A 12,587-nucleotide genomic window follows, 5' to 3' on the forward strand; every position below is an offset into this window, starting at 1 on the left:
GCCCGCTCACGCAGCTCGTCTGGGTACTTCTTCGGTGGGGCCATCGCTCCTCATCATCCAGGCTTGAATGTCTCCATCAAACCCGGTACGGAACAGGTCGATGTCGTAGAACCCGGCTGTGGCCATGCTCGCCGACACACCGAAGTGCACGCTGTCGTTCTGGTGCTCAGGCGCCGTGCCGGTCATGGTCACCGACGGCGCCCGCGGCACCGCCGAGTCGACGGTGAACTCGCAGTTGCCCACCCACGGCGACGACAGCTGGCCGTCGCTGACTTCCATCGACCAGTTGTAGACGCCATCCCCCGCGATCCACCCGCTGGGGACAGCCGCGAGCTGCGCGGTCGCCGCCTGGTTCGGACCCGGTGTCCCGACGGTCACTGGCGTGGCGCTGTTGTCGTGGACGTTCGTGCTGCTGCCCGCGGTACCGGCGCCCACCTTGAATCCGGCCAGCAGCGTCCCGCCGTCGGGGTCGGACACCGACCCGGCCAGCTGCGGCGTCTTCGTGGCCACCCACGGCCGGCTCCCGCCCTGCACACACTTTCCCGTGCCGCTCTGCATCGACAGGTTGGCAGGAGTGTTCGGGTAGGAGTCGTAGTCCACCTGGAAATACGGGTTGAGATCGAACCGGCGCCACGCCGCGGTGGTGCCCTCGTCGCGCGCCGCGAGCGCGAACCAGGCGCTCTGCCAGTGATTCGCCGCCGCGTCCTGCGCAGCTCTCAGTGCGTCGAACTGCCCTGCGACGTTCGGTGCGTCGTGGCAGTTCGCCACGTTCATGTCCGAGACCCAGTACGGCCAGCTCGGCTGCTGGTTCCAGGTCGTGTTGCTGTTGCCGGGATTGGAGATCCACAGGCCGGTCGGCTGAGGGGTACAGCTATAGCTGTGCTGGATCGTGGTGTTCAAGGTCGCGGACTTGATCACCGTGCCGCCCAGGCGCGAGGTGTTCATCTGAATGTACGACCGCGACTTCCCCGCACTGTCGTAATCTTCGTACCCGGCCTTCAGGTTCGAAAGATCACCCGTCGACGCGTTCCAGTTGTGCGCGTTGGGAAAACCGGACTGCACCACAACGTGCGACTGGATCCCGCAGGAGGTGCACCAGTTATCCGGGTCTAGGGATACGGGGTACTTCGTCTTCGGGTCGGCTAGGAACGCCTCGTCCGGACTGATTGTCACCTTGTCCGAGGTGAGCGTGAAGTCCATGACCGCTTCCCGCCGGCCGCCACCTTCGCCCAGCTGCTGCTCGGCCGCCGAGCCCTCACCGGAGGAGTCCCACATCCTCGAGGCGTCACCGGCGAAGATGACGTCGCCACTCGAGTTCTTGACTTCCAGACCGTCCGTGGGCGCAGTCTGGGCCGGCGTGCCACGCCCGTCGCCTTCGGCCACCGACACGGTCGCGTTCTGGGTGTAGAGCCCGAACGGAACGTCCCGCAACTGGGGGTTCTGCGCCGCTTCGGGGGTCTTGATGACGAGATTCTCGGTGTAGCCCTCGGTCGCCGCCTTGACTGTCAAGTCGACACCCGGAAGAACCTCGGAGTACGTGGCAGTGTCCCCGGAGAGAGTGGGTTCCGGAAGGTCATTGGTCCATTTCAGACCGACCGCGGTGCCGTCTTCTCCTGCCTGGACAATGGGTTTCGTCGCGGAACCCGCGCCGCCCGGATTGATGCTGACGTCCACCGCGACGGCCTTCGGACCGATCGAACCGTCGGGTCTTCGCTCCAGCGTCGTGTCGATCGGGGTCCAGGTCGTGCCCTGCTTGACCCGCACGGGGTTCGTGTACTCGGTCAACGTCCACGAACCATCAGGGTTCGCGACCGTCTTCGACGTCTCCGTGGTCTCCGACGAGACTTCGACCTGCTTATCGCCCGCCCGGGCGTACGCCGTCGCCGTCGCTTCGTCTGGCGCCGAGTCCGGGACGTTCGCAGCCGGTGCCGCGAGAACCGGCTGCACCAAGGCCACAGAGCTCAACACAACCGCAGCCGTCACGACAACAGCGCGCCAACGCACACCAACAGAACGCACGACGTTCCCCTCGCCAAGAGCACCAGCCAACCTGCTGGGCCCCCGACGAACCCGAGAGCACTCTGCCAAACAGCATTACCCACGGAAATAGACCAAGCGGCGTATTCAACGGATCTTGACTGTGCAACGCAACACACACCGAAAGCAATAAAAGCGCAAATAAGACAAAGTAAGCCAAATTTCAATCTGGTTCGGACCAGAGCCACCGCCGGCCGCACTCCGCTGCGACGGGGCGACAGCTTCACGCAAGCCCAGTGACGCAGCGGTGATGGCCCCTCCGCTCACCGGAACTGTCCGGCCGATCGGGGCAACCGGCCCCGGCACCTGCAAACCCAAAGCCAGGCTTCCGAGCGATCACCACCCAGGCCAGCCCCGAAACGGCGGCAATCGACCAACGACGCCGGACAGCGCCAACGTCGAGCCGACACCACCACTTGCACCGGCAGCCAGCAACGCGCTGCCGTCCCTGGCCACAAGCCCGGTCGAATCCCTGTGACCAGACGAGGGGCAAGGCGTCGAGTTCAAAGAGCCACACACGGCGATGGCTACGGCGTTATACACCCTCGTCGCCGGCGTCTCGGCTGCGCTGTTCGGGCGAACGTAGCCAGGCGCACCGTCATGGCCCCGGAACTGGTGCATCGGTTCATCGTGCCCCCTCCTCGACCGCTGCCCGGGTCAGCGCCATCCTCAGCAGCGACGGTGGACGTGCTCGCGCAGTGGATGACCACCGGCAGACCCACCAGGCCCTCTTCCCCACCCCACCCCGACGGCGGGTTGCGGTTCGCCTTCTACGGCCGCACCTCAACCCTGCGCCACCAAGACCGCGTGTCCTCCCACGGCTGGCAACACGACATGGCCGACCACCTCATCACCGGCCACGGCCGAATCATCGCGGACTACTTTGACGCCGGCACCTCCCGCCGCATCCCGTGGCCGCAGCGCCCTCAAGCCGCCCAACTGATGGCCGCGATCACCGACCCGAACCCCGCAGTCGACGCGATCGTGATCGGCGAATACGAACGCGCCTTCACCGGAAACCAGTTCGCCACGATCTACGCCTGGTGCACCCGACACGGCATCCAGCTCTGGCTACCCGAAACCGCCGGACCCGTGGACCTCGGCAACCGCGACCACCGAGCACTGCTATCCCTGCTAGCGACCCAGTCGCAACGCGAAGTCACGCGCACCCGCCACCGCGTGCTGGCCGCCATGCACAACCAAGCCACCCAACAAGGCCGCTACCTCGGCGGACGACCACCCTACGGCTACCAACTCGTCGACGCCGGACCCCACCCCAACCCCGCCGACGCCCGCTGGGGCCGACGACTCCAACGCCTCGCGCCTGACCCACGCACCGCACCCCATGTGAGCTGGATGTTTCAGCAACGCCTCGCCGGACACAGCGTCGCCAGCATCGCCCGGTCCCTCAACGACCGCAGCATCCCCTGCCCATCCAGCGCCGACCCCGACCGCAACCGCCACCGAACCCGCAGTACCTGGACCCTGCGCACCGTCGCCGTCATCCTCGCCAACCCCCGCTACACCGGACGCCAAACCTGGAACCGCCGCGCCAACGGGTCCACCGATCCCCGCTCAACACCAGCACTATCGGCCAAGCGCGCACATCCACCGCTCGTCACCGAGCAGAATTTCGTCGCCGCGCAGCAGATCCGGGCACCACGACCGACCAGAGACAACCGGCCTCGCCAGTTCGCACTCGCCGGCATGATCCACTGCGGCATTTGCCACCGACGTCTGGACTCTCACTGGAACCATGGGCGCCCGACCTACCGTTGCCGTCATGGCCACACCAGCGCTCAAGGCGCAACCCAACCCCGGCCGAAGACCTTGTACGTTCGCGAAGACCATCTCATCGAACAGATCAACATCCACGTCGGTCACCGAAGCACCGAAAGTCAAACCAGGCCCGAGCCTGACCAAACACGGAGCAGTCGCGTCGCAGCAGAGCTACGGGACTCAGGAAGGTTGATCATCTTAGACAACACCGGATGGCGACTCGAAACGATCAACTCGACCTGAGCCCCGCACGAGTCAGAAACCCCAAGATCGCGTTCCGCGATCCGTGGGGTAATACTGTGTCCGAGGACGATCTTGCACACTATCTACACGCCTGCAACTCCTCAGTTGACCTGCAGGTTCTCACTAGTTGGACCCGAAGCCACCCCGCGCCTCACTTCGACTGCTTGGCTTAAGACCTGTGCGGCCTCCACGGTACGAGTTGGACACCGCTAGCCGCCCACTTTGACGTTCAGCGAACTCCTTCGCGAGGGCTTCCACAGCCGACCAGACTCTGAACGTTGACGAGTCCTCGCGGCCACCCGCGAGACATCCGCCCATGCCTGTCATGCGGAGGGTCGGTGTGCGCAAGGCGCCGACCTATTCCCTGTGCCGTCTGCACGGGGACTCGTCACGGCCTGTGCGATATGAGGCTCCCACCTGTGCATGCATCGACAGGCACGTGAAGCTCACGTGCCACCACCGACAGCGCAGCCGCGGAGTGGACCCGGTCCGCTGTCAGTCTTCGACGGCCTCCAAGTAGCGCCGCCGGTCGTCCGCCGGGAGCTTCTTCTTGTCCTTCTCCACATTGTTCCTGACTATTGACCGAATCTTATCGATGTCGATCTCCAGCGAGCATAGAGCGTAGACATCCTCTCCGTTCGCCTTAGTGGCGTCGATATCCAGCCCCAGCTCACGCAACTCACGGGTTCGGCGCTCTGTGTGGACGGAATCTGCTGTCACGATACGAAGCTTCGCAGCGGGAACTGGCATGCCCCGGTGCTCGAAGAACACGCTGAAGAGTTCTTCGTGCGTCCTGCTCCCATAGGGCACGCGCAGATACCTATCGGGAATGAAGTCTTCGTAGCGGCGGATGATCTCCGCACCGAGCCTCTGACGCAGATCGTGAAACGTCTCGCATCGCTCGGGCAGATGCCGCCGCATTCGGGCCTGCATGGCTTCAGCCGTAAGAGGTTTCGCCCGCAGGTAGGCGTCGAAGACGTCCTGCGCGGAATCTCCCGCTTCAAGCTGCTCAAGGAGCTCCTTCAGTGCCGCGGTGGCATCTATCCGAAGCCTGTTCCAGTCATCGCCGAGGGGAAACGTACTTTCGAGCATGTGGGGATAGCCTATCTCTTGGCAACTCGATCTTCCCTGCCCTTGGGTTGATCTTCCGACTGTCGCAAGAAGGAATGATCACCCAAGGGCTTCACCCATGACCAGGGTCCACCCACCGCCCCCACAGGTTAAACAACAAGCTCAGGGCTCCCCGCACGGACGCAAAGCCCGCTCTTGCCGCACCGGTCCGGCCCGTCGGCGGCCGCACCTTCGCCGAACGCCCGGCCGCAGAGAACTCCGCGCCCATTGTCACTGATCGTCGAAGGGGAACTTGAACGGCTCCCGCCGCTCTTCGATAACCTTCCTCCGGTTCGGAACCTCTTCACCCAAAACCACGAGAGCGTCCACGCCCCCGTCTTTTCACCACAGAGTGGGCGCAAATATCACGTGTTCCGGGTATTTCCCCCTGGCAAGTTTATGCGACATCTCGCTCGTGACGACTTGCTTCATCAATTCATCGTCGAGGGAAACATCCCATCGCCACCCGGAACATTCGTCCACCGCCAGCACGGCACCGGCTTTGACGATCCGTCGAACTTCGTCAGGCTCAAGCCATCCTGTGACGAACGTCCACCTGCGGCCGTCAGGACCGACAACAACCTCGCCGTCGTCCACGTACTGCGGTTCTTCTTCCATTGCCAAACCACCCAACATGATTGAGAAATATTTCGCGCACACATCTCTCGCCACCAGCAGTAGTGCATTGTCGCCCCGGTTCAGCCGCGACGGGTTCTCGATCCAATGTAGACGGCGCGGGGCCGTATCCGCGACGGCCGCTCGTAGACCTCGGCCGCGTGGGCGAGCCAGCCTGCTGTCCTGGCCACGACCACCAATCCCGTCGAAGCTTCCTCAGGCCAGCAGTGGAGCCAAGTCAATGCGCCGAGTGCGAAGTCGACATTGGGTTTGGGCAGGCCGCGGCGGGTTGCCGATTCCAGTACCGACCGCACGAGATCCAGCCGGTCGCTTCCCGCGTGGACACGCTCAAGAGCGGCCAGCAGATGCGGGGCCCGGGGGTCGAAGCCGGTGTACACCGGATGCCCGAACCCCGGCAGCGCACCCGCGCGCCGATCGTCTGAGGCCACAGTGAACAGTCCAGATTCCGCGCACCGTCGCAGCATTCGGTGGACGTCGCGGGCGGTCCCGCCGTGGTCGACCGCTCGCATGGCCTGAATTCCGGTGTCCACTACGGCGTAGGGATCCGCGCCGGTGGTGGCGGCGATCCGGGTCGTGAAGGTGGACGCTGCAAGCTCGTGATCGGCCAGCAGGCACAGGGCCAGGTCGACCGGTGCCGAGGAAAGGGTGTCGACGCGGGCGAGCCTGTCGGTGATGGTGGCCGCGACCGATCCTGGTGCCGGGTGCGGATCTGGGTGCGCCGAAATCGCTGAGGCCATGGCCGGGATGAGCCGCCTGCCGACGTCGGCGACCGCGCCCGGTCCGAGGTCGTGTCGTGCCGGGTCCACCATGCCCAGGACCGATACTGCCGCGCTCATCCGGTCGAGCACCCCCGCGGTCTTGGGAAGCGCGGTGAGCACACGGGCGATCTCCCGCCGGTTCGCGCTCGGCCAGGAAACCGGGCCAGACGGTAGATCCGCGGTCCAGAGCAACTCCGCGACGTCCTCGAAACTCCGGTCCAGGAGGTCTTCGATCGGGTAACCGCGAAATGCCAGCGCGCCCGTCGGCCGGAGGTCGGTGACCGCGGTCTCGACGCGGATCTCGATCTGGCCGGCGCGTTCTCGTTTCGCCGTCCGGGCGGCGAGTGCCTCGACCTGTGCTCGTTCGTACTGGGAGCGACGGCCGCCACCGCCGCGCACGGGCCACGAGGTCAGGACACCCCGGCTCGCGTAGGCGTAGAGGGTGCGCATGGTGACGCCCAGCCGATCCGCGGCCTCGGCCGCGGTCATCCACTCGCCGTCCATACCAGGACCATAGTGACCTCGATCAACGTTGACAACGTTGATCGATCTGGCCAGAGTAGGCACATGGCCAAAGCGAACAGGGGCGCGCGACAGGGACGCGGAGGCGGACTCGGGCCACGTTTCCTCGGCTTGTGGTGTTCGACCGCGCTCTCCGACACCGGCAACGGCATCTTCACTATCGGCGCGACGCTCCTCGCCATCCACACCTTGGAAAGCCCCGCACTCGTCGGCATCCTGCTCACCCTGGCGACCATTCCCTGGCTTGTCGCGGCCATCCCCGCAGGATTGGTCGTGGACCGCATGGACGGGCACCGCGTGATCCAGTTCGCCAACCTCGCGCGCGCGGGGACGATGCTCGCAGTCGGCGTCATCAGCGCCGCCGGCCACATTTCCGCCGTTATTCTCGTCGTCGCTGTCTTCACCTCAGGGGTACTCCAAACCTTCGTCGACAGTGCGGCAGAAGCACTTGTCCCCGAAGTCGTCGACCGCGAACGGCTCTCGGACGCGAACGGCGCGCTGTCGTTGTCGACTCGGGTCTTCTACCAGTTCCTCGGACCCCCCATCGCAGGTCTGGCCTACGCGCTCTCGCCATCGGCATCGTCTCTGCTCTCCGGCGTGCTCTGCGGGGTATCGACGTTGTGCATCGCCGCTGTCCGCCAGCCTTGGCCCCACCGGCCTGGCGTCCGGGGCAAGGTCGACCTGCGGAGCGGCCTGCGAATCGTGGGCCGGAGCCAGATCCTCAAAGCCGCTATCGCCATCAGCGCTCTCACGAGCATCGCCAACGGCATCTATCTGGCTGTCTTCGCCGTCTACGCCAACTCCAGCACCGGCCTCGGCCTCACACCGGCGGCCTATGGAGTGCTCACCGGCCTCATCGGTGCTGGAGCAGGAGCAGGGGCCTACCTCACCGGCCGGGCCGAACGGCTATTCGGAGCCGTCGTCGTCATGCGGCTCACCCGGGTCGGCTGGGCTTTGCTGTTTCTCAGTCCGTTACTGGGCTCGCCCTGGCTGATAGCACCCGTAATGGTCGTGGGAAGCGCATTCGGGGCGATGTGGGCCGTCCAGGCGATGAACCTGCGCCAGCTCGCCACGAGCCCTGGCCAACGAGCCCAGGTCCTTGGCGTCTTTCGAGCCTTGACCTATGGAGCCACACCGCTCGGGAGTCTCACAGCCACCACCTTTCAGAACACCGTCAGCAGTCAGCTCCTGCTCGGCGCAGCAGCGGCTCTCACCGCTGCCACCATTGCCCTTGTCCCCACCCGCGAAAGCCTCCTTGTGCACGAGGCAAAGTAGGCATTGCTCCGAAGCCGACGCGGAGCCCGGGAGTCGCCTTCGCCGCGCGGTTCCGGCTATAGGTCTCCCAGCCACTCGAGGATGCGGTGCGAGGCTTCCGCGACTGGCGAGAGGACATGTCCACAGCCGGGGACCAGACGTGTGGTCAATCGGGTCCCTGGTGGAAAGTAGTGTCGCTCGTGGTCCAACAGGGCCCGATCATCTCCGCATCGCCCCGCGCGAGCGTCCGCCGGGCAGCACGACTCGTCCTGTTGTCCGGCGATCAGCAGCACCGGCGGCACCGGTACGGCGACCGGGGTGACCCACAGTTCACGGGCACCGGCCAGTTCGGCGGGTGACCAGATGCCTTTGGCGTCTTCGTCCCGGCGCACGAGTTCGGCGGGGCTCGCCGGCGACCACCACAGGCCGGCTCGCCGACCGGGTACGGTCGTGATCCAGCCGTCGTCGAGGTGGGCGAACCGCGATTCGCCGTTCGCGGGATGCACGACCTCCGACGGCACGGCGACGTCGGCGAGGGCGGGCGCGTGCACCATGCCGGTGAGCACGATTCCCGCCAGCTCGTCAGTCAGGTCGGGGTGGAGTTGAGCGGCATAGAGCGCGAGCGCCGTACCGGCGCTGTGGCCGACGAGTACCACTCGCTCGAATGTTCCGTAGTTGCCCCGCGCGAGGCCTCGCACCAGCGCGGCCAGCGCGTCCGCGAACACCGGCGCGGTCGGTTGTCCGGACAGCAACGGTGTCGAATTGCCGTGACCGGGCCGATCAAGGCGCAAAGTCGCCCAGTTCGCGAGCCATGCCCGGGGGTACGAACTCACACTCACTGTTGGCGCTCGGAGCTGAGTCACCGAACGTTTCGCGGAATCAAGACCGCCGCCAGTGAGGTCGCCGCACGGTTCGCGGCGACCTCACTGGGTGTGTCGTCAGTCGGCGGTGGCTGCGGTGGTGAGTTGTGGATGTCGGGGGATTTTGTTGGCTGCGCGACATTGGCGCAGGATTCGTCGGCCGTAGTTATGTGTGCCGGCCACGCGATCGAGTTCCGCGCCGGATGGCGTGTGTCCTGCGGCGGTCTGGCTGATGTAGTGGGCCCACATGCGTCGCTCAGCAGTGCTGTCGTCGAGCTGAGCGTCAGGGGCGGGAACGGAGAGCAGGCGGACGACGTCACCGGTCTCGGCATGGCGGGTGCCGTCGAGACCACTCTCGTCTCGCTGCTGTTCCCCCCGGGCAGTCTCGAGGCTGGTCTCGGTCTCAGTACGGTGTTTGAGGGCGCCGTTGAGCAATTCGACCGCGAGGAGCAGGACCAGCGGCGGGCATGCGGCGACGGTCACCTGCAGCACGCTGAGTATCGGTGCTGAGCCGATGTTCGCCACGAGTGACAGGCAGATGCCGAACACGAACGCCAGCCACGCAACCCACCGGACCGAGGCACGCCCGCCCCGGTGGGTTTTCCACAGCTCCACCGTGGCGATGGTCAGCAGACCATCCACCAAAGTGGCCAGATCGACGCGGTCACGGTGTCGGCGCCGAAGCGGAGCGCGAACTCGCGGCCGTGCCGGTAGGACGCGTAGGCGGCGCCGAGGGCGACCAGACCAGTGCAGACGCACTGGATGGACAGCGCGACGTCCTGCGCGAGCCAACGGATGACACGGGTCATGCCCGAACCGCCTTTCCTGGCAAGGAAACGGGCACACTGGCCGGTTCTGTGAGGGCGTGTCGGGCGAGGGGGTGAGGTTCGCCGGTGAGGGTTTGCAGGGCGGTGGCGACGTCGGTGAGGTTGGCTTTGATGTAGGTGATGGTGGCGCTGTCGGAGGCGTCGGCGTGGCCGGCGAAGGCGTGGGCGGTGGCGTAGCCGAAGTGGCGTTCGACCCAGGTCAGGGTGGTGTGGCGCAGCCAGTGGGTGGAGATGTTCTGGGTCCGCACCGAGGGGATGTGGCGGCCGAGGCGGTCCCAGAGGTGGTCGTAGCGGCGTTTGGTGATCGGCTCCCCCGTCCGGTACCGCAGCAACGGCCCGTCCGGATGCGTCGCACCCCGCTCGGCCGCGTGGGCAAGCAACTGGGCCATGAGCGTGCGGGACACCGGCTGCAGGCGGCTGGTGCCGTCTTTTTCCCGCAGCAACACGAGACATTGGGTCTCGTCAAGGTCGCGCGGCCGCAGGGCGAGGGCGCCACCGCGGCGGCAGGCGGTCTCGGTGTGCAGCCGCAGCAGCAGCGTGTCCAGCTCCGGGTCATCACCGGTGGACGCGGCGACATGGTTGATCTCGACCAGCAGCGGCTCGTGCAGCGCGTGCCGCAGCGACGGCAGGCGGCGAGGCTTGGCCACGCGCCGTGCCGGGTTCTCCGTCTCGAGCAAAATCTGGTCGTCCACCGCGTGCCGGTACACGCAGCGGACCGCGGCGATGAAGTTCTGCTCGCTCCCGCCAGCACGCTCGTGGGCACGGCGCTCGGCTGGTCGCTGACCAGGCTTAGCGACACCTTCAAGCTGAAGTCTGAACGTCACCGCCGCGGAAGTGAGTACGCGGCACAAGCGATGGATGCAATCATGATCTTCGAGCGGGAGATACCCTATATCGTGTATCCCAATGGAAGGGTCGACCCAGAACGTCAAGCGCGTGCCGACGAAGCCCTGCAGACCCTCTACCGAGTCAGCTACTATGTGCCGGACCGTCTAGTTCGCCAACAGCTCAAAATTGCTCACAACGTTCTCGGCGACCCAGATGGGGTTTCCCAGTGGTCCGTGCACGATCTCGGGATGCCCAGGCAGTTAGGGCTCTCCATGTGTTGGGAAATTAAGGAGGTGCTCGGTGCGTATCTCCGCGACGAGAAGATCGCCGCCATGAGCCAGCGAATGCGGCAGTTCGACGAATCCTATGATGCGTTCATCGCGGAGCTAGCTAATCAACATGAACAAAACGGCGCAGACGAGCGCGAAGAGCGTCGAAAACGCCGCGAGGCCAGAGAGGACGAGTCATTCCAGCTCGCTGAAAACTCGGATGAAGCGCGGCCCTGAGCACAACGCGAGCATGAGGATCGTTCAAGTGAGGACATCAACCGCATGCCACCAAGTCGCTCAACCAGTTCTGTTGCCGCTGTCAAACCGAGTGAGCTCACCGCGGGCCATGTGGCGCTCTAGGTTATCGGTAGGCTTGCCTCATGACCGTACACAGGCTCGGTGCCGATGCAACGAGGGACCAGGCGGCGCGAGATCTCGGCCGCGTTCTTGTGACCATCGATGACCTGCGCGCTCTAATCAATTTAGTGAGTGAGCTTGAGGAGGATTCAAGATCCGACTCACGGCCTCGAATGGGGTTCGGCGGCGGAGAATTTGAAGAACCCGAAGATCTTGTGGAGTTAACTGACGCCGAACTAGAATATATATGGATTAAATCTTCCAATGTTGAAATATCCTTTAATGCTTTCCATGCATCTGCAGTTGGTAAAAAAGACCTCGTTGACGCTATCTATAATAACTGGGCGCGAGCAAGGCTGACTCGCGACAGGCCGTGGATACATAAGCGCATGCACACGAACTCCCAATCCGTCTTCCTTGCCGTGGGGATTACGGGTGGATTCAGCCTACTCGGCATGCCGGCAGATCTTCTAAATCCATTCACACTGATATTTCTCTCAGTCACCATTCTGACTCTTGTTGGCGCACTTTTTGTAGGTAGGATAACCCTATCAAGGGGTTCATATGCAGTTGTGCGCGCCGTAACACTTAGCGAGTACCGTGCAATGCGTGTCGATTCCCAGCGACACTGGAGAACCATTGCAATGTCGGCATTGGCAGCCAGTATTGCCTTGGCTGGTATTGTTGTCGGACTCCTATTTAAGCACTGAATTCTGCAGTGCCGGAACGGACATAAGGAAGGAGGTCATCCAGCGCCGATAGACCGATAATGCGATCTTCGGGCGCTAGACGAAACATGAGCGCCGTCGGATCCCGATGACGTCGCCGCTGGGCATTCGGTGCGGTCTCGACGAGTCCGACTTGAACGCGCCGTCCGGTCGCGAGCGCCGGCTCGGCGTTCGAAGTCTTCGGGTGGGCTCGCCACTGCGCGTAAGGCGGAGCGGGGTGGCGGGCGCGCGCTCATACTTGTTTCGTGGTCTCGTAGCTCCGGAACACGCCGACGCCTTCGAAGCCGCGCGCAATCGCTGGCGGACCCGGGGCCCGACTCAAGCGCCACCAGGCAGCCATTGCCGCCGGCGTTGATCCCGCGGCACTTGTCGACCCGAT

10 protein-coding genes and 1 pseudogene are annotated in these 12,587 nt (G+C 64.7%); 4 read left to right on the top strand and 7 right to left on the bottom strand.

Annotated elements, in window-relative coordinates:
* Positions 1-6 precede the first annotated feature (6 nt).
* Complete coding sequence (locus tag ACWEOE_RS38720; protein WP_452018241.1) at positions 7-2,019, bottom strand: hypothetical protein; 2,013 nt, start codon at positions 2,017-2,019, stop codon at positions 7-9.
* A gap of 699 nt (positions 2,020-2,718) precedes the next feature.
* Here ACWEOE_RS38720 and ACWEOE_RS38725 point away from each other — a divergent pair.
* Positions 2,719-4,059 carry a recombinase family protein gene (locus ACWEOE_RS38725; RefSeq protein ID WP_452018243.1) on the top strand — a complete coding sequence of 447 codons (1,341 nt, stop codon included), beginning with the start codon at positions 2,719-2,721 and terminating at the stop codon, positions 4,057-4,059.
* Positions 4,060-4,554: 495 nt separating this feature from the next.
* Here ACWEOE_RS38725 and ACWEOE_RS38730 read toward each other — a convergent pair whose 3' ends face one another.
* The 3 genes from ACWEOE_RS38730 to ACWEOE_RS38740 all read right to left on the bottom strand — a co-directional run bounded on the left by ACWEOE_RS38730 (position 4,555) and on the right by ACWEOE_RS38740 (position 7,067).
* Positions 4,555-5,151 (bottom strand): hypothetical protein, encoded by a 597-nt coding sequence (locus ACWEOE_RS38730; RefSeq protein ID WP_452018245.1) that lies wholly within the window; start codon positions 5,149-5,151, stop codon positions 4,555-4,557.
* A gap of 360 nt (positions 5,152-5,511) precedes the next feature.
* Positions 5,512-5,841 carry a hypothetical protein gene (locus ACWEOE_RS38735; protein ID WP_452018247.1) on the bottom strand — a complete coding sequence of 110 codons (330 nt, stop codon included), beginning with the start codon at positions 5,839-5,841 and terminating at the stop codon, positions 5,512-5,514.
* 26 nt (positions 5,842-5,867) lie between these two features.
* Positions 5,868-7,067, bottom strand: a complete 1,200-nt coding sequence (locus ACWEOE_RS38740; RefSeq protein ID WP_452018249.1) for a citrate/2-methylcitrate synthase — start codon at positions 7,065-7,067, stop codon at positions 5,868-5,870.
* Positions 7,068-7,130: 63 nt separating this feature from the next.
* Between ACWEOE_RS38740 and ACWEOE_RS38745 the strand changes: the two genes are divergently transcribed.
* Entirely contained in the window at positions 7,131-8,360 is a 1,230-nt protein-coding gene (locus tag ACWEOE_RS38745; RefSeq protein ID WP_452018251.1) for an MFS transporter, read from the top strand.
* A gap of 56 nt (positions 8,361-8,416) precedes the next feature.
* On the opposite strand, the gene ACWEOE_RS38750 is transcribed toward ACWEOE_RS38745, so the two are convergent.
* From ACWEOE_RS38750 to ACWEOE_RS38760, 3 genes and pseudogenes are all read right to left on the bottom strand, one after another.
* Positions 8,417-9,172: an alpha/beta hydrolase gene (locus tag ACWEOE_RS38750; protein WP_452018253.1), complete on the bottom strand. Its 756-nt coding sequence runs from the start codon at positions 9,170-9,172 to the stop codon at positions 8,417-8,419.
* A 105-nt stretch (positions 9,173-9,277) separates the two neighbouring features.
* Positions 9,278-10,008, bottom strand: a pseudogene (locus tag ACWEOE_RS38755) (DUF2637 domain-containing protein).
* Positions 10,005-10,718 (bottom strand): tyrosine-type recombinase/integrase, encoded by a 714-nt coding sequence (locus tag ACWEOE_RS38760; protein ID WP_452018255.1) that lies wholly within the window; start codon positions 10,716-10,718, stop codon positions 10,005-10,007. Before ACWEOE_RS38760 ends, ACWEOE_RS38755 begins: the two are co-directional and overlap by 4 nt.
* Before the next feature lie 3 nt (positions 10,719-10,721).
* On the opposite strand from ACWEOE_RS38760, the gene ACWEOE_RS38765 reads away from it, so the two are divergent.
* Together ACWEOE_RS38765 and ACWEOE_RS38770 are read left to right on the top strand one after the other, a co-directional pair.
* Positions 10,722-11,360: a hypothetical protein gene (locus ACWEOE_RS38765; protein ID WP_452018256.1), complete on the top strand. Its 639-nt coding sequence runs from the start codon at positions 10,722-10,724 to the stop codon at positions 11,358-11,360.
* Between the two features lie 143 nt (positions 11,361-11,503).
* Positions 11,504-12,190 (top strand): hypothetical protein, encoded by a 687-nt coding sequence (locus tag ACWEOE_RS38770; RefSeq protein ID WP_452018258.1) that lies wholly within the window; start codon positions 11,504-11,506, stop codon positions 12,188-12,190.
* The last annotated feature ends 397 nt before the right edge of the window (positions 12,191-12,587 follow it).

It is taken from the genome of Amycolatopsis sp. NPDC004368 (genome assembly GCF_053602515.1).